We start from the raw sequence: 21,152 nt of genomic DNA on the forward strand, positions 1-21,152 counted from the left end.
GCAATTTTATCTTTTACATATATAACAAATTTAATATAAAAATTTTTATGATTTATACTTTTATTCAATGAAATTGGGGTTTATTAACAACTAATTCATTGAAGATAGCTGCGAAAAAATTAATTAATATGATGAGTAAATAAAAATTTATGAAAATTTTATAGTATAAATTTTTTTGTATGTATCTCATAAGTAAAAAATTAACGAGTGCTATATAAAAATTATTTATCTATATGAAAAATATTATTCTAAAATATTGATTTAAAAATAACTGATAGAAATTAAAATAATTTTAGATTATGTATTTTTTAAAATTATATAGTTATTATTAAAAATAAAAAGTATATATAAACCAAAAATAAGTATTATTTTATGAAAATGAATCCAAATATTATATATTACTTGTACAAATAACATATAAAATTTAATAAGTTAAAAAAATGAAAGATATAAATTATCATTTTAGTGTTTTATTTAGTTAAATTAAATTATTTAAATGAAATATATCTCATTTAAGTAAAAAAATTTAATAATAGTAAAAAAAATAATGTATTTGTTAAAAAATAAATTCACGAAATATTCAGAAAAAAACTTCTTGACCTAGAACAATAAAGGAAATAAAATCTAAAGTGTAGAGATTAAATCTATAAAATTATTTTAAGTATAGGTTAAAAGATATAGATAATGCATTTAAGATTTATAAAAAATATGAGGATGCATAATTATTTTAGGGAGGTTTTTGGTATGGATAAAAAAGAAAAGATTGTAGAGAAGTCAAATGTTGAAGTATGTAGTCCTGAGATTGTCAACAGTGTTGAAACATTAAAAATAAGGCTAGAAGAAATAAGATTAGCACAAAAAGAATTTGCAACATTTACACAAGAACAAGTAGATAAAATTTTCTTAGCAGCCTCAACAGCAGCAAATCAACAGAGAATTCCTCTAGCAAAAATGGCAGTTGAAGAGACTGGTATGGGTATTGTTGAAGATAAAGTTATAAAAAATCATTTTGCTTCAGAATATATATACAATGCTTATAAAAATACTAAAACTTGTGGTGTCATAGAAAAAGATGAGGCATTTGGATTTACGAAAATTGCTGAACCAGTAGGTGTATTATCAGCAGTTATACCAACAACTAACCCTACATCAACTGCTATATTCAAATCACTAATAGCCCTAAAGACTAGAAATGGTATAATTTTTTCACCTCATCCAAGAGCTAAAAACTGTACTATAGAAGCGGCTAGAGTTGTACATGATGCGGCAGTTAAGGCAGGAGCACCAAAAGGTCTTATAGGTTGGGTAGATGTGCCTTCAATTGAATTGACTAATGTTGTTATGGCAGAAGCAGACCTTATATTAGCTACTGGTGGACCTGGAATGGTTAAATCTGCATACTCTTCAGGTAAGCCAGCTGTTGGAGTTGGACCTGGAAATGTACCTGCAATAATAGATGAGAGTGCAGATATAAAAATGGCTGTAAGTTCAATATTAGTATCAAAATCATTTGATAATGGTATGATATGTGCTTCTGAGCAAGCAGTAATAGTACCAGAAAAAATATATGAAGAAGTTAAAAAAGAATTTAAATATCGTGGCGCACATTTCTTAAATAAAGAAGAAACAGAAAAGGTAGGTAAAGTAGTAATAATTGATGGAACTTTAAATGCCAAAATAGTTGGGCAACCAGCTCATGTAATAGCTAAAATGGCAGATGTAGAAGTACCAAAAACAGCTAGGATAATAATTGGCGAAGTTGAATCTGTTGAAGTAGAGGAACCTTTTGCACATGAAAAACTTTCTCCTGTCCTTGCAATGTACAAGTCTAAGAGTTTTGAAGATGCAGTTGCTAAGGCTGAAAAATTAGTTGCTGATGGTGGGTATGGTCATACTTCATCATTGTATGTAGACTCTATAAATCAACCAGAGAGAGTAGAGAAGTTTGTAAATGCTATGAAGACTTGTAGAGTATTAGTTAATACTCCATCATCACAAGGTGGTATAGGTGATTTATATAACTTTAAATTGGCTCCATCTCTTACTCTTGGTTGCGGTTCTTGGGGTGGAAACTCTGTATCAGAAAACGTAGGAGTTAAGCATTTACTTAATATCAAGACAGTAGCTGAAAGGAGAGATAATATGCTTTGGTTTAGAGCCCCACAAAAAGTTTATTTTAAAAAAGGATGTTTAGGTGTAGCAGCAAGAGAATTTAAAGATGTTATGAACAAAAAGAAAGCTTTTATAGTAACAGACTCTTTCCTTTACAATAATGGATATACTAAGAAACTAACTGATTTATTAGATGAAATGGGAATTAAGCATACTACATTCTTTGATGTTGCTCCAGACCCAACACTAGCTTGTGCAAGAGAAGGGGCTAAGGCTATGGCTGATTTCCAACCAGACTTAATAATATCTGTAGGTGGAGGTAGTGCAATGGATGCCGGCAAGATAATGTGGGTAATGTATGAACATCCAGAAATAGATTTCCAAGATTTAGCAATGAGATTTATGGATATAAGAAAAAGAGTATATGCATTCCCTAAGATGGGTGAAAAAGCATACTTTGCAGCTATTCCGACTTCAGCAGGAACTGGTTCAGAAGTAACTCCATTTGCAGTTATAACTGACCAAGATTCAGGTGTAAAATATCCATTAGCAGATTATGAATTAATGCCAAATATGGCTATAATTGATGCAGATATGATGATGGAAATGCCACCAAGATTAACAGCAGCGTCAGGTGTTGATGCCTTAACACATGCACTAGAAGCATATGTATCTATGTTAAGAACTGAACCAGCTGATGGACTAGCACTTCAAGCAGGTAAAATAATATTTGAGTATTTACCTCGTGCATATAAAAATGGAAAGACTGATAAAGTAGCAAGAGAAAAAATGGCAATGGCATCTACTATGGCTGGTATGGCTTTTGCGAATGCTTTCTTAGGAATTTGCCACTCTATGGCACATAAACTTGGTGCATTCCACCATGTTCAACATGGTGTTGCAAATGCATTATTAATAAATGAAGTAATCAAGTTCAATTGTGCAGAGGCTCCAAATAAAATGGGTGCATTTTCACAATACAGACACCCTGATTGTATACAAAGATATGCTGAATTTGCTTCTTTTGCAGGAATTAAGGGGAATACAGACCAAGAAAAAGTGGATAATCTTATAAAAGCAATAGATGAATTAAAGGCAAGAGTGGGTCTTCCTAAGACTATAAAAGAAGCAGGAGTAGATGAAGCTAAATTCTTAGAGGGATTGGATGCTATGGTTGAACAAGCATTTGATGACCAATGTACAGGTGCTAATCCTAGATATCCATTGATGAGTGAATTAAAAGAGATATATTTGAAAGTTTATTATGGTAAATAATATTCATTTTAGAATATCGATTCTATTAGATTTGTATATAAATTATTCGATTTGCATATAAATAGAATTTTACTAGAACTATATAAATAATTTGTTAATAATAGATTATAACTTAAAACCTAAATAAAAATGATAAAAGGTAAGAAAATTCATATTGATTTTGAATATGTATATTTAATCAATTAACTTTAAAATTAGTCACAAAATTTTTTTATTACATATAATTTTAAAGCAAAATATATAAAAAACTTTATGAAAAAATTATAAAAATATTCAGAAAATTCTATTGACTAATCTATTTATCATGATATAATAGGTATAGAAAACAAAAAAACTGGGGCCTATTAAGGCCCCCTTACTACTTTTTGATAGATTTATTTAAAACTACTTTCTCATTTTGATTTTTTATATTTATTACAGAGTCGCTGTAATCTACCTCGAAGTTAGCAAAGGCAGAAAATAAATCTATATCTCTTAACAAATGAATTGTCATGCAATGATTGTTTTTATTCAACCTTAGAATTAATGCTCTTACAAATGGGAATTGGATTCTAGAATTAAATAAGTTAGAGCCATCAGTATCTATATCTAAGCTACGATAATTAATATCTATAAATATATCTACATCATTATTATCTTCTCTTATTATTCTGTAGTCAAAATCCAAGTCTAAATTTAAATTACCTAAAACTAATAACATTTAAATCCTCTTTTCTATAAGTAGTTTTAGAGTGTTAGTTTAACTAAGCTCTCCATCTATTATAGATATAATTCGGTCTGCTTTTCTAGCAATATTTTCATTATGTGTTATTATGATAAGAGTTTGGTTATATTTTTTTATAGAACTTTTTAGTAAATCCATAACTTCTTCTGTAGTTTTACTATCCAAATTTCCTGTTGGTTCATCTGCTAGGATTATACTTGGTTTTGCAGATAAAGCACGTGCAATAGCAACTCTTTGTTGTTGTCCACCAGATAATTGATTAGGAAGATGATTTTTCCTTTTATTAAGTCCCAATAAAGTTATAAGGTCTTCGATGTATTCTTCATCGACTTTTTTATTGTCTAACTTTAATGGCAATTCTATATTTTCCTTTACATTTAATACAGGAATTAAGTTATACTGTTGAAATACAAATCCGACTTTTTGTCTTCTGTATTTTGCTAGTTTTTTATTTGAAAGACAACATATATCTTTACCATCGACTTTTATAGTACCATTACTTGGTCTCTCAAGACCTCCTACTAAATGTAGAAATGTACTTTTCCCACTTCCACTTGGACCAATTATCGCAACAAATTCACCCTTATTTATTTTTAAATTTGCATCCTTTAGTGCATGTACAGATGTTTCCTTTTTTCCATAAATCTTACCTAAGTTAATAGTTTCCAATATAGGCATAATTACCCCTCCTATTCTGTGATGTTTATAGCTTCAACTATACTAATTTTATTTATCTTCCTTGATGGAATACATGTAGCTAGAATACCTACAATTATATTTGCTAAAACAACTAGTATATATATTTTGTAATCTATTGTAAAATCTAATCCATATGATGCAAAGTCCTGTAGATAATACATTTTAAATTGTATTATAAGTCCTGACACGATGGTAATTATACTTGAGAGTACTCCATATAATATTCCCTCATAGAGTATCATATTTTTAAATTCTCTCTCAGAGATACCAATAGCCCTTAACATTCCAAATTCGCTAGTTCTTGAAGTTAAGTTATAACTTATGTTATTTATTATGTTAAGCACACTAATTATGAACATTATTGCTACTATGCCATAATTATAAATCATGGATCTAGATGTCATCTTATCAGAGTTTTCTTTTTCTACCATCATATCTATTGTTGTAGTTCCAGAGACTTCACTTCCAATTTTACCTAAAAGTTTATTTATTTTTTTACTGTTTGCATTTTCATTAAGGTCTGCATAAACTAAGTTGTACTTATCTACACCAGTTAATTTTTTTAGATATTCGCTACTCGTTATTACATCTACACCATCATCTCCAGAGTACGTACTACTATCTGCAAAAGGATAATTTACAATAGCTCCAACTTTAAATTCATATTCTAGGTATTCATAATTATCTTTTTGACTTTCATAAAGGTCCATATCTATTCTACCATTTGGATATTTGACTTTTATAGTATCGCCTACTTTTATATCTACAACTGGTGTTCCTTTACCATGGGTAAAAGTCTTCTGGTATTTTTTCGTTTTAGAAATTTCTGGTACGTATACTATAGCTAAGTTTTCTTTTTTCATTTTTTTCAAGTTTATATTTCCACTTACTAAGTATTTTTCTAATGACTTTATCATCTCATCATTATAACCTCTTAGCTTTTGCTTTAGTGTATATTTTCCAGTAGTATTATTTTTTGTAAATAGAGGATATTCCTTATAATAAGGAGTTGAATTTATAGCTTCGTAGTAATCTAATCTATTTATTTTATCTACCTCTATTCTCGTGTTTAAGATACTAGCAGTTTTGACTTTGTCAATTCCATCTATATTTTTTATTTTATCTATCTGATTATCATTAAAACCCTTTATATCCTTGAAAGAAGTATTGTTACCAGTTTCATTAGAAAAAGTATTTGATAGAATAAAATCTGCATTCATATATGTTTGTTCTTGAGAGCTTTTGTTTTGGACATCTAAAAAAGAAGATTTATAATTGTCTTTTATGACGATTATACCTCCTATACTCATAGATAATATAATTATAATGAAGCCCTTTTTATTTCTAAAGATATTTTTTGCAGATATAGATTTTGTTACTGATATATTTAAAGTTAATTTTGATATTAAAGAATTAACTTTGGTTACATTTTTATTAGTTCCAAAAGTTTTTCTGATAGCATCAATAGGAGAAATTCTTCTTATTTTTAAGTATGTAAAGAAACTTATAATTAGTATTATTAGTATTGTAGATGCAATTGATAAGAGGATTATTTTATCTGGAATAACAAAAGGTGTAACCTTTATATTTCCTTCAAATTGAATATTTCCTGCAGACCTATTAAATATTTGTGCACCCCCCATACCTGTACATATACCTATAGGCATTGCTATCAAAGCAAGTATGAAAAGTTCATAAAACATAAGTTTAAAAATCCTAAAATTAGTGGATCCAATAGCTCTTAAGACACCATATTCCTGTATTCTTTGGTATATTGATATAACATAGATACTATATATTACAATACCAGAAAATAGGCTCATAGCAATTGCAGTATATTTACTTGAGTCATCTAAAGTACCATTTTTCATGGTAGACTCTATAAGCATTGAGTTTCTTCTCACACTTTCCTTATCCAATATAGCATTTTTTGCTATATTGTCTATGTTTGTATTTATATTACTGTCTTCATTAAATTCAATATAAGTTGTAAAATTATCCAATTTTGATTCATTGAGATTCAAAAAAATTTCACACATCCCCTTTTGTTTCTCTATAAATCTATCTTCAAGTATTCCAACAACTTTAAAAGTTTCTGGATTTTCTTTTTGATATAATTTAAAAGTAAGGTCTTGATTTGTCTCTGGTTTTAAACCCATACTATTTAAAATCCATTTCTCGACTACCACCTCATTGCTAGCTTTTGGAAATCGACCTTTTATAAGTTTAGAATGACTAGTCAAGTAATTTTTATTTGCATGTAGTATGTTTATAGGTAATTTTTCATTAACATCTGTAGACGCATAGTAAGATGTTATACCCAGATTTTTAATATCTTTGCTAGATTTTATGGATTTTAATTGATTTCTCTTTACATTTTTAAAGTATACATGGTCAGCTCCAGTTTCTCTTTTCATTCTATCTACATCTGCTTGCTGAGCACTTCTTGAGAGGGTACCAATACCAACAATAAGTGATGTAGCAAGAATTATACTCAGAGCAATTGCTAAAGATCTAGCTTTATAACTTTTTATGTATCTTACTACTATTTTCAGATTATCTTTCATATTTACCACTTCCTTTCTTAACTAAATCAATTATATATTTATTTAAAATATATAGCAAAGTAAGTATTTTCAAGTTTTAAGTAGTTAATTGTATAAATTTATATGTATTTTTACAAGTTTAATTAAGCTATATGTAAATTTTGACTTTTTACATATTTTTTTTAAAATGATATAATTCTCATATAAATTGCAGAGGGGAGGGGAATTATGGAGAACAATTTTATATTTCCTGTAGTAATATTAGCTTTGTTTATATTTAGTAACCTTATAATGAATAAGTACAGGTTTTACAAAGAATTAGACATATTAAAAAGAGGACTATTAACATTTTTTATATCGTGTTTTGTATGGATTTTATTCATGGGGGGTATTCAACATATACAATTAAGTTTAGGATATAATTCTTTACTTGAAGGAGTATTAAATATTATACTTTTTTTAATTTTAATTATTTTAAGTTGTTATATAGGCTTTAAATTTATAAGATTGATAAATAATAACAATGAACAAGAATCTAAACTACAAAAACTAGATAGTAAAATAAATCATAAGGATAATATAATCGTCAAATTAAGAAGTCAAAAACATGACTATTTGAAACATTTGCAAGTAGTGTATTCTCTATTAAATACTGGGTTAGATGAAGATGCCAAAGAATATATAATGAATATATCAAATAGTTTTAAATCAAAAAATTCAAGGTATGGAAAAGTATCTTATTTAGATGCTATAGCTTCATTAAAATATGAGGAATGTCTTGAAAAGGATATATCTTTTGATGTCTACATTCAAGATTTTATGGATAATTTAGAGATTGAACCTAATGATATGAGTTCAGTACTATTAAATATAATAGACAATGCAATAGAGTCTTTGTCTGGTATAAAAAAGGAAAAGAAATATATAAGATTACATGCATATGAAGATGAATTTCAGTATATTATAGCTATAAAAAATAATGGTCCTAAAATACATAATGTTGAAAGTATATTTTGGGATGGTTTTAGTACTAAAGAAGGGCAAGATAGGGGTTATGGGTTACATCTAGTTAAAAACATATTAGACAAGTATGATTATAGTATACTTGTAAATAGTGATGATTTTTTTACTGAATTTGTAATCTTAATCCCAAAATATTATTAGTTAGGAGGAGAAAAGTCTGTGATAAAAGTTTTGATTTGCGACGATGATAAAATTGTAAGAGATGATATAGCAAATATAGTTAAAGAGTCTGGATATGTAGATTATGTTAAAAAAGTTAAGGATGGTATAGAGGCAATTGAATTTATAAAAAATGAGAAAATAGACTTATTGATTATTGACATTGATATGCCATATAAAAATGGGATTGATTCTGCTAAAGAAATTCTTTCTATAGATAAGGATATACATATAGTATTTGTAACAGGTTTTGCTGATTATAGTCTAGAAAGCTTTAAAGTGCATCCTATAGATTTTATAGTTAAGCCATTTAAAAAAGAAAAAATACTTGATTCTATTAATATAGCAATAGACCATATCAACTCTCATAAAATTGCTAAGAATAATTTTATAGAAGACACTCTTTTTGTATATAAAATAAGGAAACAGGTACATATGATTAATTTTGATGATATAGTTATGTTTGAGAAAAATTCTAGAGCTATTAATCTATATACTAAAGATGAAGATATAATAAAGTTTTATGAGAACTTTGATGACTTAAAAAAACGCCTACCTCCTAATTTCTTTATGACTCATAGACAATACATAGTAAATTTAAGGTTTATACATAAGGTTATACCTATAAATAAATCTTCATTAGAGATAAGGTTTATAAATTTTCAAGAAAGTGCCATATTAAACAAATCTCTAGAAAAAGATTTTCTATATAGATTTTATAGGGTTAAAAGATTTTAGTAAAGGAAGAAGGAAAATTTCTTTTAGTGTGATACAGCAAGTACTATGAAGGTGATATATAAGAAAGATTTATATAAATTATTTATAATTATGAACTAATTTATATAAGTTATAGTGTAAAATATATTGGACTTTCTTTAAAAAATTAGAAAGTCCAATATATTTTAGAGACAGTTTTATATTTATAAATTACTTAAGATACTAGGGTCTTTAATTTTATTATCTTCAGCAAGCAATAATATCTTAGACATAATCTCAGCAGTCTTAGGGTCTTCGTCAGCAAATGGAAGGAATATCTTACCTCTACTTTGAGAATGTACAGGAAGTATATTTAAAGCACCCATTCCTTTTTTATGTACAATACCAGAACCCATGTGTACAGAATAATCGCCTAAATTACCTGTTATAAGAGCATGAGAGCCTTCAAAATTGACATTTTTAATCTTTAATAATAATAGTAGCTCTTTAGCAATAGCTATACGCATCTCTACAGTAGAGTGGCTTGTCTCAGGGTCAACACCACCAGCATGAGCAACACTTACAACAAGGTCTATATCACGCATAACTTCAGAGAAAAGAATTGGAGGTATAGAAGCTAGTTCTAAGCTTTTATAAGTCTTTCTATTAAAGAATTCTACTGTTTCAATAGTTGGAGGTTCAATGTCTGCTGGTGAAAACCAATCTGCAAGTGCAAACATCTTTGCTACTATATTTTCTTTGTAGAATACTTTTTGTAAACCTTCCTCATAGTCAACAGTCCAAAGTTGATTTCTAAGAAGTGCTACCGTTTTCTTTGGCTGGATTTGATGACCAGCATATCTACGAGATATAGTTTTTTCAGACAATTCGTCAGCATTTATTCTATAATATTCACGGAACACTTGCTTAAATGGTTGAACAATTTGCTTATCAAATAAGTCATGTTGGAATTCACTCCACTTACCAGATTCAAATAGATGAACTGGATGTGCAAGTTTTAATTTATTTTTTGCAGTTAATCTATAAGATTCACCAGTTGTATCACAAATAAAGAACTTAGACTTATCATTATATATATATCCAATAGTATCATCACATACCCAAACTAGATTTTTAACTAAAGGACAAATAACTGGGTTTTTATAAATATTGGAGATTTCCTTAACTGTAAATACTGTTTCATTTTTCATAGCTTGCTCTAAACTTTGTTTTGCGCGAGAATACTGACTTTTTAAATCTTTTTGTACTGATTTAAGTTCAAGTACATATGGATGTTTTGCAAGTGCTTTTGGCACACTTTTTAAAGCCTTATCGCCTTTTTGGACTTTTATAGATGTTTTTCCTTTTTCATCAACATCTATCCAAAGTGAAGTTCCATCAATATCTTTTGGTTTAAACAGATGAGCAACTTCATTTAGCTTTTCCGTTTCAAGAGCCCACATCATACGATTGATATCTTCAAAACCAGCACTTCTAGCTAAGTTTTCCATTGCTATTGCACAAGCTTTTGATTCACTTTCACGACGTTGTGCACCAAATTGTTTGCTTTCTTTAGCAAACTTTTGAATAAATTCATAACGGAAAGTTGCTTCTTTAAGGTCACCTTTTTTCATAGGAAGTAAAGAGAAACTTCTCAATTTATCTTGATTTCTATTTGTTTCAATTTCTTTCATCAGCATGTCTTTATCAAGCTTTCCAAGTGTAGCATCAGCATAAAGCTGTGCACGTCTGTGAGAGTTTCCGCCACTAGTTATGTATTTAGCTGATTTGTAAAGGATATTGAATCTTTCTTCTCCAATAGTTTTATATGAATCCAAAAACCAATCTACATCAAATGCTCCATCCATGAAACTCTGTGGTGATATAGGAGAGAATAGAGCAACCTCTGATTCTTTTTGAGCAGAGAATCCTTCATTTATATGTGCATGGAAATACCAAATTGTACTCTTTAAACCTTTCCAGTTTAAATATTTTTCAATTATGTTTACCCATTGAGGAGCATACATAGCAGCTTCTATTAATCTTAATTCAGTAATATCAGTAGTTTTAAGTAAATTTTTTAATTCCTTAGAATTATCTTCTTTAGTAGGATAACAATTTTTAAGTAGAGAACTCAAAACATCTTTTTTTGAATAATTACTGCCATATGAATATCCTCTCTGGAAAGTTTCTTTACCAAGAGCAACTAAGATATTTACAAAATAATTCATACCTTCAAAATGTTGTATATTATCAGCTAGATGAGAAACTTCTGTTGGCATATCACCTCTACGTGATTCAATTTCTATAATCCTATTTGTAACAGTTTTTATATTGTTTTCAAGCCATGGATGTTTTTCTAATGTATCACCACTCCATCTAGGATTTGTTAAAATTCGTACTATATTTGTTGCATTGTATCCAGTTACAATTTCTCGATTGATTTGTTCCTCAGTCATTAATCCCAATTCATATGCACGAGCAAATATATCTATATTAGTATAAAATGGGAATTTATATTCTAGAAGTTGATAATTTGCAAATGTAGTGTAGAAGAACTTAGTAAATGAAATATCATCATGAATAAATGAATGTGCCTTTCCAAGCCAATAGTTCAAAATTGGGGCATCTAAAGCAGGGCAGTATTCATTTTGTCTATAGTAGTTTTTAGTAAACTCAACTCTTTGCTTTTTACACTGTTCAGTAGTTAATAGGTTTCTTAGTTTGTAATATGTATCCAAACAGTATTCAAACATTTCTTTCTGGTCAAATTCATTTAGTAATACTGAAAGTATTCTTCTTGTAAGAACATCAAATTTTAATTTCTCTAATTTTGAATATAATTTCTTTTGTTTTTTTTCATCAAGGACATTTGAATATATAGATGAAAACCAACTTTTCTCTATCTCATGATAAGCACATGGGCGTATACTATAAAATAAAATCTCAAGGATTGTTTTATAATCTAAATTAAGTTTCTTGCTAGTTTCTCTCCAAAGCTCAGCTAATGGATAATTATCAATAGTATCCTTATTATTTCCAGTTATACGTTTAATAGGAGTTAGATTATATGTAGAGTAACCTAAAAGTATTTTATCCATATTACCTGACCATCTCTCAACTTCATACTCATAATCTGCATTTTCAATGATAAGTTCATCAAATTTTTCATATACTTTTAATATTTTATTTATATCTACATCGAGAATCTTCTTAGCTTCTTTTTTAGTTGATATAGAAACAGAATCCTCATTAGAAGATAAGCTTAAATTAGAAATAATCTTATTAAGTTTTGATGGACTAGAGGAATCGCATTTAAAATCAAATTGTTCAGGAATTTGAACCTTATTTTCAGGATTGTATATGCCAAATCCATTTTCTTTACAATAATCATTTTTTGCTTTACCTAATAAATTATCAATTAATATCTGAACTTGAGATGTATTCTTTTTAGACTTATCAACACTTTCCACTAATAAAATAAGTTTATTATATAGCTCTTGTCTATCAGTATTGTCTTTTAATAAGTTTACAATTTCAAGTCCTCCAAGACATTTTTGCGAATTTGAAGATTTTATTAGAGAAGAAGCAATATTTTCTAGCTTTAAATCATCTTGTTCAAGTAAAATCTTTATTACTGTTTGTCTGATGGAACTTGTTTTTAAAGTAAGCAAGTTGTTTATTCTGTCTAACTCTACATCTGATAAGTCAAGTTCTTTAAGTAAAGTTAATACAATTTCTCTATTGGAAACACTCTTATCGCTCAAACATTCTAATAAGAAACTACGTTGTTTATCTGTTTTTGGCTCATTTATAAAATTAGCTATAAGTGAAGCTCTTAAATCTGAACTCATAAGATGACAGTTGTCCATTAGAACATCCATAAATTGAGTATTCATATCATATGCTGTTAATGTCATCATGCATCTAAGTATATTGTGAGAAGAAATTTCAACCCAAGACCATGGAAATACACTGCCAGAAAATTCCTTAGTTTTTGAATTTAAAAGTTCTAAGGTATGTTTTAGATTTTCAAATTGTTCCTTTCTAGCTTCAAAGTTTTTATCAATAGGAGAATCTGATAAGTCAAAATCAACTTTTCTGTTTTGCCAATTATAATAGTAGCCAACAGAACTTTCTACATAGAAGTTTCTAACTACCCATGCAAGTATCTCTAAATCGTCACCTTTAATATTTTTAGATGCAACAGAGTGTTTAAAATATGTACTTTCTGTGTTTGATAAGAAGTAAAGTGCCACAAGCTTTTTGTACTTTTCATCATGTGAAAGTAATTTTTCAATAAGAGAGTAGGAATCGTAGATATTGTAAGTTGCAGTTGCCCATAAAGCAAAATAAATTTCAAGGTTATCATTACTATTAATTGACTCTATACGAAACTCTTCATCAGTCAATGATTTATATGAAAGTTCTAAACACTTACGAATTATTCCAGGTTTTTGGTCTGAAAAACCAAGTCCTGTCCATGTATCCAAAGCTCTTATAACAGAACTAAATCTTTCTAAATTGTTATCTAAGATAGTTTTTAACATATAGACAGATGCAGGAATTGTACCTTCATCTAGACTTTCTACAATTTGTTGTCTAAGGCCTTCTTGTTGTTTAGCAGCCAAAAGAAGTTTAGAAAGCATTTCATAGCACTTTTCACTATGACTTTTCATAATACCAATTATCATTTGTCTAGTAAGTAGGGCGGTTTGATTTTCTCCAAAAATTACTTCTTCTAAAGCGTTGATTACATCATTATTTCCTTTATCTATTTCTAGTGCGATTTTATCACTCATTATATAGTCATATTGAAGAACTTTATCTGGAAGTGTAAGATAATCTAAGACAGAAAAATCATAGTATATCAAACTAACATAATGTGAAATAAGCCTAATTATACTTCTAAAATAATCTTTAAGTCTATTTGAGCGATATCCTTTACGATAGTATCCTCCTGAATATGGATAATTCAATTTTCTTTTAATTAATTGGCAAAGTTCTTCCACTTGTTCAGGAGAAAACATTAATTCTAAGGCATTTTTTAAAGGACCAGAAAGTAAAGTGTCTACACTTTCAATTTCGTAGTAATAACAATTATAGTATTTTTTTATCATATCTAAGAATTTATTTTCATCTTTTACATCATAATAGTATGATTCATCTTTTACACAATCCCAAAGAGATTTAGCTAAGTCGTAATATGGTTTTGAAGAAGATTTAGTAAAATTGTTTTTAAAATCTTCAATTATTTTAGTATTTTTTTCTACTCTAGTACGTTCTGACATTTATGTACCTCCAATTTATTTATTTTAAAACATTCTTCCAGCAAGTAGAGTGAGTCTTATAAAAGTGAATATATCACCATCTTTTAAATTTATAGGAGAATTGAGTTCTTCAATAACATCTTCGTTTATAAGAACTTTATAGATTCCATCTTCAAATGCTTGTAGTGCAACTTCTATGGCTTTTTCTACAGATTGTTTGTTCTCATTGTAGATAGAGCCGAATCCAACTTTTCCAATGGTAGCTTGAGACTCAATCTCTTCACTAGTTAAAAAGCTTATTATTGATTTTTCTGGGGTCTTTTCATTATATTCAAGAACATTTTTAGATACAATTTCAGAGATAGCCTCTTTTAGGCAATTGATGTTGTCAGATAAATCAAAGGGGGTAAGTTCTAGCATAGGTCTACGTTTGCCAACAGCTTTAACTCTAAAATAAATTTGCATAAAATCACCTCGCAAAATATTAAGTATTAAGAAACTTAAAAAATTTATCTATTTGTTATATTATATCATTTTGTGAAATATTAGTGTGGGTTATGGAATTATTTTACAAAAAATAGAAAAAAAGCTATCTTAAAGTCTAAAAAAGAGATAAAAGATAACTTTTGATTGTGAAAATATATAATAATAACTACATGTAGTTATTATTATATATTTTAGATGATTGGTTTTAATAACTATCTTTTTTTATTTATAAATTTTATTCCTAAGTATTTTTTGATATCCTCTTCAGGAGAAAAATCGTCAATAAGTATTTCTTTGCCAGTATCTTCAAATACTACTAGAACTTCACAGTCACCCTGTAAGAAAAATTTTTTAACCGTGTCTTCTTTAACTTCTCTAACTTTTACTACATTCTTTTTTTCTTTTTCAAAGTCTTTTGTATAGTAACTTCCCATCATATTAATGATTTTTGTATATCTATTCATAAAATGCCTCCTCATGCGATTAAATTTAAAAAATATGTTATAATAATTGTTTGTATTAACTTAATAATTATAACAAGGAGTAATAATAATGACTAGTATAAAAAATAAAGATATTTTAAATTGTATAGATTATTCCACTAAAAATAAGCTCTTTAATGAACTAAATGATGTATATGAATCCTTACCAACTGGAAATTGTTCTGGTTGTGGTAATTGTTGTATGGAATCAGTAGGTATAAATTTAATTGAGTTTTTGAATATATTTTGTTATCTTGAAGATAGAGCGGATTTAAGAAGAAGATGTATAAGTAAAATAGTAGACTATTATTTTGAAGAGTATTCCAAAAAAAATTCATGTCCATTCAAAGACGATGATAATAGGTGTTTAATATATGAAGTTAGACCACTAAATTGCAGATTATTTGGACATTGGAAAAAAGCAGACTATAACAAAAATCTAGATAATGTCACTAAGAAAAATAATGACTATAAAGAGTTGATGAAGAGACAATTTGGATTTGAAATAAATGATGAAGTGGTAAATTATAGAATAGATTATTGTGAAAGCTTTATTCCAGGCAAAGGTTATTTGAGCAAATCTGAGAGATTAAGCTTTTTTGATAAACTTATGATACTAGATTCAAAACTTTATTCTAATGGCATTATAGATATAGATTTTAAGGATAGAGGTATAGTTGAATATTTTATAGAATCGCTATTTTACAGAGATTTAGCATATAATGTAAAAATAAGGATATCTAAAGAACCTAAAATAAAAAAAAGAACTATTAATAGAATAAAAAGGCTTATTCTACTAGAGTCTTATATTAAATAAATAATAACTTGTAGTATAAATATTGTCAAAATGAGGTGAAGATGGTGAATCTAACAAAAGTAAAAGGGAATACTTTCTTTATAAAAGGTGGTACAAATACAGGAATATATGTGTTTGAGGATAATACAGCACTTATGATAGACCCAGGATTATGTGGTTCGAGGCCCAGAAGAGTAACCAAAGTATTGGATGAAAATAAAATACAAGTTAGATATATTATAAATACTCATGGCCATGATGACCACTATGGGGCATGTAATCAATTTAAAGAACATTATAAAGATGTGTGTGTAATGTCATCAAAATACGATAAGTTATATATAGAAAACCCAGAATTATTTTCAAAGTATATTGTTGGGGGGAAAAGCAATATATTTATGGATAATATTTTAAAAAGTAAAATGTTAGATGATATAGAAATAGATAAAACTATAGATGGAGGTAGGCTGGAATTAAATAATGAAATGTTTGATATAATTGAATTTCAGGGACATACACCTGGAAGTATAGCTGTTTTAACTAAAGATAAGGTGATTTTTGTGGGAGACCTTTTGATAGGAGATGAAATTCTATCAAAATATGATTTCTTATTTTTATATGATATACAAGAACAAATGAACTCATTAGAAAAGTTAAAAGGTATAGATTTTGAGTATTTAGTTTTGGGTCATGGAAAACAAGTGATATCAAAAGAAGATGCTTATAAATTAATAGAAAAGCATTTGAATGCTTTAGATAAATATTTATACCAAATAAGACAGTTACTTGAAAAACCAAAATCTTTAGAAATTTTACTAAAAAATATTATAAATAACAATAATTTAAGCAATAATTATAAAGAGTATCATTTTTTTAAATCTTCATTGGTATCTGTTATAAGTTACCTAATTGATTTAGACGAAATAGGGTATATCTTAGAGGATGGAGAATTGCTTTACTATACAAAAACAAAATAAATTATGATAAAATAAAGAAGGTCATAAAAAACAAATAAAGGGTGAGCAATATGGAATACGAAAAATGGAATGAAATACTAGCGCCTTATGAACATGCAGTAGAAGAATTGAAAATAAAATTTAAAAATATAAGAAAAGAATATTTAGCAAAAGGCGAATATTCTCCCATAGAATTTGTCACAGGAAGGACAAAAAAAATATCTTCCATAATATCTAAGTTAAAAAGGCTAAATGCAAAAGATTTAGAAACTGAAATTGATGATATCGCTGGTATAAGAATAATGTGCCAGTTTGTTGAAGATATATATTCTATAGTTGATTTGATAAAAGTAAGAAACGATATGACTATAATAGGAGAAAAAGATTATATTACAAACTACAAAGATAGTGGTTATAGAAGCTATCATGTTATAATAAAATATCCTATAAACTCAATTGCGGGCTCAAAAGAAATTATATGTGAAATACAAATAAGAACTCTTGCAATGAATTTCTGGGCTACAATAGAACATTCATTAAAATATAAATATGACCATTACATACCTGAGACTCTAGCAGAAAGACTTAGAAGAGCTTCTGATGCTGCGTTTCTCTTAGACCAAGAAATGAGTGAAATAAGAGAGGATATAATGAAAGCTCAGGCTATGTATCAAATGAAGTCTATAGCAATTAGAGACACTCTAAATAGAATACAAGAGTTATATGACTTAGGTGATACACATAAAGCTATGCAGTATCAAAGAAAGTTGGATAGAACTGAAACAGACAAAAACATAACCGAAATTTTAGAATTAAAACAAGAAATAGATATGTTATTAGAGCAATATAAGGATACTAAGGTAGATGATAGAGTGGTTCAATAAAGCTACTTATAGAAAATTTACTAAATATTAATGGGGCTGCCTCTTAATGGAAAATAATTTCTAAGAAGAGACAGCCTATTTAGTTTAATCAAGGAAGGAATGATGTTATGAGTTTATATGCAATAGGTGATTTACATTTTTCAACATCGGTAAATAAGCCAATGAATATCTTTGGCAGTAATTGGGATGGTCATGAAAAAAAGATTATAGATAATTGGAAAGAGGTTGTTACAGAGGAAGATGTAGTATTAGTATTAGGAGATACGTCTTGGGGAATTAATTTATCAGAAGCTAAAAAAGACTTAGACATAATAAATGAACTTCCAGGTAAAAAAATACTTATAAAGGGAAATCACGACTATTGGTGGACAACAGTTACAAGTTTGAATAAGCTATATGAAAATATGCGTTTTATTCAAACAAATTTCTATGAATATAGAGATTATGCAATTTGTGGAGGCAGAGGTTGGATATGTCCTAATGATGTTAAATTTGATGAGACGGATGAAAAAGTTTATAAAAGAGAAGAAAATAGATTAAGGCTGTCATTAGAGTCTGCACATAAAAAAGGTTATTCTAAAATAATAGTAATCACTCATTATCCTCCTACAAATGATAGATTAGAGGAGTCTTTGTTTACAAAATTATATGAAGAATATAATGTTGAAAAGGTGATTTATGGTCACTTGCATGGTAAAGAGTCTTTTAAAATGGGTCTAAAAGGGATTCGAAATGGAGTTGAATATATATTAGCATCTTGTGATTATACAGAATTTAATTTAATAAAAGTTCACGATTAAAAAACATAAATTGGTAAATACTATAAGATACACGATTAAAAATAAATATTTGAGGGATTTCGGTTTTGAGAAAGGAGACACGATTTATGAGGTGGATATTAGTTTTTATATTTTTATATCTTATTCCTTTGATAGTGATATTCAGAAATTACAAGAATTTTAAGAGGTCTTGTATCTACAGTAGTATTTATGTAGTGTTAGCTACAACAATAATGATAAGCAACATATATATGAGTGGACTTAATAAGATAAAAGAATCTATGTATTATCATAATTATATTTCTGATGAGACGTATGATGAAAAATATGTATCAAATTTTAATGAAAAAGAAGATAGTGATTTAAAACAAGATAAAAATACACAAAGTACAGAAAATAATAAAGAAGAAAATAAACAAGATGTAACAAAGAATAATGATTTAGAAAGAAATACTTCAACAAATAGTGAATCAGAAAAACAAGGAAATACTGAAGAAAACAATGATAATTATACAAGTAAAGAAAATGATAGTGAAGATATTAAAAAAATAGACCTAGAAAGTATAGGAATTTTCAAGAAAGAAATTTATAATATAGAAAGAGTAGCTTTAGTACCAATGAGAGAATGTATACCTTATACTAAGGATATTGCAAAAAACATAACTAAATTATCTAGTATAAAAAAAGATGTTACAAATGCTAGAAATAAATGTAAAGAAGTTATAGAAGAATATGAGAATATGCAAATCCCAGAACTTTCTAAGGATGAATATACAAAGGTATTAAGCAGTGCTAGAGATGATGTAAAAAAGGCGTATGAACTTAGACAAAAGTCCATGGATAGTGCCTTAAAATTAATAAATACTAAAAGTCCTAAATATATAGGCAAGATAACTGAGTATCTTGATTTATCAGATAAGCAGATAGAAAGTTTTAAAAATAGATTGAATGATTTAAATGAAGAAATAGATGGGTCAAATACTATTGATTAATAAGAGTTAAAGAGATAAGTTAAAAGGGAGATTAGGATGAATAAGCAGAGTATAGGAAAACTAAATATGTTTTTTATGGGGATTACTCAGAGAAACCTTGAAAATGAAGATTTTTTTATTGAATTAGAAGTAGTTTTTAAATCAGGAAGAAAAGAATTTAAAGGAATTGCAACAGAAGAAGAAGGTAAGTACAAATTTAATTTTAAAGGCAAATCAGAGTTATATACATTTAGTAAATTGTTAAAAATTATATCTAAAGAAGCTGAAAATTATGATGCACTAGTATTTAGATATATTGAAAGAGGTACTATTGTCGTAATAGAAGGAGACAATAAAAAAGTAAATGTAAAGTATCTAGATAATAAAGAAGAAGTACCAAAAATAGATGAATTTACAGCATCTCAAATAAAAAACAGAGAGTACTATGTAAAAGTAGGACAAGCAAATGCACTTTTAAAAGAAATTGGAGTACTTACAAAAGATGGTAAAATAAAAAACGATAAAATAAGAAAGTATAATCAAATAGACCACTTTGTGGAGCTTATAGACAATATTTTAAAAGAAATAAAAGACAAAGACTGTATAACAATATTAGATTGTGCTTGTGGTAAATCATATCTAAGTTTTGTACTAAACTTCTATATAAAAGAAGTATTAAAGAAAAACTGTTATTTTATAGGAATAGATTATTCAGATGTAGTTATAGAAGCTTCAAAGAAGATGGCTAAAAATTTAGGCTATAAAAATATGTTATTTATAAAAGAGGATTTAACTAATTATACACCTAATAGAGATGTTGACCTTGTAATAAGCTTACATGCTTGTGATACAGCAACAGATATGGCTATAGGACTAGGGATTAGAGCAAAGTCAGAAGCTATAGTAGTAGTACCATGCTGTCATAAGGAGTTATTAGGACAATATAAATATGAAGCTATGGAACCAATATTAAAACATGGAGTATTTAAAGCTAGATTTGCAGACTTAATAACTGATGGTTTAAGAACTTTATTGTTAGAAGGAAATGGATACGATACTTCTGTGGTAGAATACATATCCCCATTAGATACACCAAAAAATTTAATGATAAGAGCAATAAAAACTAAAATAAATAATGAAAAAGCATTAAATGAATATAGAGAACTAAAAACACAATTTGGAGTAGAACCAACTTTAGAAAAACTTATATATTAGTTGAAAATGTAAAATTTATAAAAAGCTTGCTTAAATATGCAAGCTTTTTGGTATTATATAGGTATAGTCATATATGTGA

At 27.8% G+C, this 21,152-nt stretch carries 15 protein-coding genes; 9 read left to right on the top strand and 6 right to left on the bottom strand.

Going from position 1 to position 21,152, the window contains the following annotated elements; translation table 11 throughout:
* The first annotated feature begins 744 nt into the window (after nucleotides 1-744).
* On the top strand, nucleotides 745-3,387 hold the full coding sequence (gene adhE / locus KGF41_RS15305; RefSeq protein ID WP_227856940.1) for a bifunctional acetaldehyde-CoA/alcohol dehydrogenase: 2,643 nt from the start codon (nucleotides 745-747) through the stop codon (nucleotides 3,385-3,387).
* Between the two features lie 358 nt (nucleotides 3,388-3,745).
* On the opposite strand, the gene KGF41_RS15310 is transcribed toward adhE, so the two are convergent.
* Genes KGF41_RS15310 through KGF41_RS15320 form a run of 3 tightly spaced genes read right to left on the bottom strand, consistent with a single transcriptional unit; the run spans nucleotide 3,746 to nucleotide 7,377 of the window.
* A complete protein-coding gene (locus tag KGF41_RS15310; protein WP_227829300.1) occupies nucleotides 3,746-4,087 on the bottom strand; it encodes a hypothetical protein in 342 nt (113 codons plus the stop codon).
* A 39-nt stretch (nucleotides 4,088-4,126) separates the two neighbouring features.
* A complete protein-coding gene (locus KGF41_RS15315; RefSeq protein ID WP_227829301.1) occupies nucleotides 4,127-4,789 on the bottom strand; it encodes an ABC transporter ATP-binding protein in 663 nt (220 codons plus the stop codon).
* Between the two features lie 11 nt (nucleotides 4,790-4,800).
* Nucleotides 4,801-7,377 (bottom strand): FtsX-like permease family protein, encoded by a 2,577-nt coding sequence (locus KGF41_RS15320; protein WP_227842899.1) that lies wholly within the window; start codon nucleotides 7,375-7,377, stop codon nucleotides 4,801-4,803.
* A gap of 207 nt (nucleotides 7,378-7,584) precedes the next feature.
* Here KGF41_RS15320 and KGF41_RS15325 point away from each other — a divergent pair, with 207 nt between their 5' ends.
* On the top strand, nucleotides 7,585-8,520 hold the full coding sequence (locus tag KGF41_RS15325) for a sensor histidine kinase (protein ID WP_227829303.1): 936 nt from the start codon (nucleotides 7,585-7,587) through the stop codon (nucleotides 8,518-8,520).
* A gap of 18 nt (nucleotides 8,521-8,538) precedes the next feature.
* A complete protein-coding gene (locus KGF41_RS15330; RefSeq protein WP_227829304.1) occupies nucleotides 8,539-9,276 on the top strand; it encodes a LytR/AlgR family response regulator transcription factor in 738 nt (245 codons plus the stop codon).
* A 182-nt stretch (nucleotides 9,277-9,458) separates the two neighbouring features.
* Here KGF41_RS15330 and KGF41_RS15335 read toward each other — a convergent pair whose 3' ends face one another.
* The 3 genes from KGF41_RS15335 to KGF41_RS15345 all read right to left on the bottom strand — a co-directional run bounded on the left by KGF41_RS15335 (nucleotide 9,459) and on the right by KGF41_RS15345 (nucleotide 15,454).
* A complete protein-coding gene (locus KGF41_RS15335) occupies nucleotides 9,459-14,525 on the bottom strand; it encodes a DUF4132 domain-containing protein (protein WP_227842900.1) in 5,067 nt (1,688 codons plus the stop codon).
* Nucleotides 14,526-14,549: 24 nt separating this feature from the next.
* Entirely contained in the window at nucleotides 14,550-14,969 is a 420-nt protein-coding gene (locus KGF41_RS15340) for a hypothetical protein (RefSeq protein WP_227829306.1), read from the bottom strand.
* A 233-nt stretch (nucleotides 14,970-15,202) separates the two neighbouring features.
* Nucleotides 15,203-15,454, bottom strand: a complete 252-nt coding sequence (locus tag KGF41_RS15345; RefSeq protein WP_227829307.1) for a hypothetical protein — start codon at nucleotides 15,452-15,454, stop codon at nucleotides 15,203-15,205.
* Between the two features lie 88 nt (nucleotides 15,455-15,542).
* Between KGF41_RS15345 and KGF41_RS15350 the strand changes: the two genes are divergently transcribed.
* The 6 genes from KGF41_RS15350 to KGF41_RS15375 all read left to right on the top strand — a co-directional run bounded on the left by KGF41_RS15350 (nucleotide 15,543) and on the right by KGF41_RS15375 (nucleotide 21,073).
* The gene (locus KGF41_RS15350) at nucleotides 15,543-16,289 is read left to right on the top strand and encodes a YkgJ family cysteine cluster protein (protein WP_227829308.1); all 747 of its coding nucleotides are present in this window, start codon (nucleotides 15,543-15,545) and stop codon (nucleotides 16,287-16,289) included.
* Between the two features lie 44 nt (nucleotides 16,290-16,333).
* Nucleotides 16,334-17,245 carry an MBL fold metallo-hydrolase gene (locus KGF41_RS15355; protein ID WP_413841143.1) on the top strand — a complete coding sequence of 304 codons (912 nt, stop codon included), beginning with the start codon at nucleotides 16,334-16,336 and terminating at the stop codon, nucleotides 17,243-17,245.
* A gap of 50 nt (nucleotides 17,246-17,295) precedes the next feature.
* Nucleotides 17,296-18,108, top strand: a complete 813-nt coding sequence (locus KGF41_RS15360; protein WP_227829310.1) for a GTP pyrophosphokinase family protein — start codon at nucleotides 17,296-17,298, stop codon at nucleotides 18,106-18,108.
* Between the two features lie 107 nt (nucleotides 18,109-18,215).
* Nucleotides 18,216-18,908 carry a metallophosphoesterase gene (locus KGF41_RS15365; protein WP_227829311.1) on the top strand — a complete coding sequence of 231 codons (693 nt, stop codon included), beginning with the start codon at nucleotides 18,216-18,218 and terminating at the stop codon, nucleotides 18,906-18,908.
* Nucleotides 18,909-18,994: 86 nt separating this feature from the next.
* Entirely contained in the window at nucleotides 18,995-19,879 is an 885-nt protein-coding gene (locus KGF41_RS15370; protein ID WP_227829312.1) for a hypothetical protein, read from the top strand.
* Nucleotides 19,880-19,915: 36 nt separating this feature from the next.
* Nucleotides 19,916-21,073, top strand: a complete 1,158-nt coding sequence (locus tag KGF41_RS15375) for a class I SAM-dependent methyltransferase (RefSeq protein ID WP_227842902.1) — start codon at nucleotides 19,916-19,918, stop codon at nucleotides 21,071-21,073.
* Nucleotides 21,074-21,152 lie beyond the last annotated feature (79 nt).

It is taken from the genome of Clostridioides sp. ZZV14-6150 (assembly GCF_020657875.1).
Classification (GTDB): Bacteria; Bacillota; Clostridia; order Peptostreptococcales; family Peptostreptococcaceae; genus Clostridioides.

Coding starts and splice junctions, on each gene's coding strand:
- KGF41_RS15360 (WP_227829310.1), top strand. CDS start 17,296: ATGGAATACGAAAAATGGAATGAAATACTAGCGCCTTATGAACATGCA.
- KGF41_RS15370 (WP_227829312.1), top strand. CDS start 18,995: ATGAGGTGGATATTAGTTTTTATATTTTTATATCTTATTCCTTTGATA.
- KGF41_RS15340 (WP_227829306.1), bottom strand. CDS start 14,969: ATGCAAATTTATTTTAGAGTTAAAGCTGTTGGCAAACGTAGACCTATG.
- KGF41_RS15325 (WP_227829303.1), top strand. CDS start 7,585: ATGGAGAACAATTTTATATTTCCTGTAGTAATATTAGCTTTGTTTATA.
- KGF41_RS15335 (WP_227842900.1), bottom strand. CDS start 14,525: ATGTCAGAACGTACTAGAGTAGAAAAAAATACTAAAATAATTGAAGAT.
- KGF41_RS15320 (WP_227842899.1), bottom strand. CDS start 7,377: ATGAAAGATAATCTGAAAATAGTAGTAAGATACATAAAAAGTTATAAA.
- KGF41_RS15350 (WP_227829308.1), top strand. CDS start 15,543: ATGACTAGTATAAAAAATAAAGATATTTTAAATTGTATAGATTATTCC.
- KGF41_RS15375 (WP_227842902.1), top strand. CDS start 19,916: ATGAATAAGCAGAGTATAGGAAAACTAAATATGTTTTTTATGGGGATT.
- KGF41_RS15345 (WP_227829307.1), bottom strand. CDS start 15,454: ATGAATAGATATACAAAAATCATTAATATGATGGGAAGTTACTATACA.
- adhE (WP_227856940.1), top strand. CDS start 745: ATGGATAAAAAAGAAAAGATTGTAGAGAAGTCAAATGTTGAAGTATGT.
- KGF41_RS15365 (WP_227829311.1), top strand. CDS start 18,216: ATGAGTTTATATGCAATAGGTGATTTACATTTTTCAACATCGGTAAAT.
- KGF41_RS15310 (WP_227829300.1), bottom strand. CDS start 4,087: ATGTTATTAGTTTTAGGTAATTTAAATTTAGACTTGGATTTTGACTAC.
- KGF41_RS15315 (WP_227829301.1), bottom strand. CDS start 4,789: ATGCCTATATTGGAAACTATTAACTTAGGTAAGATTTATGGAAAAAAG.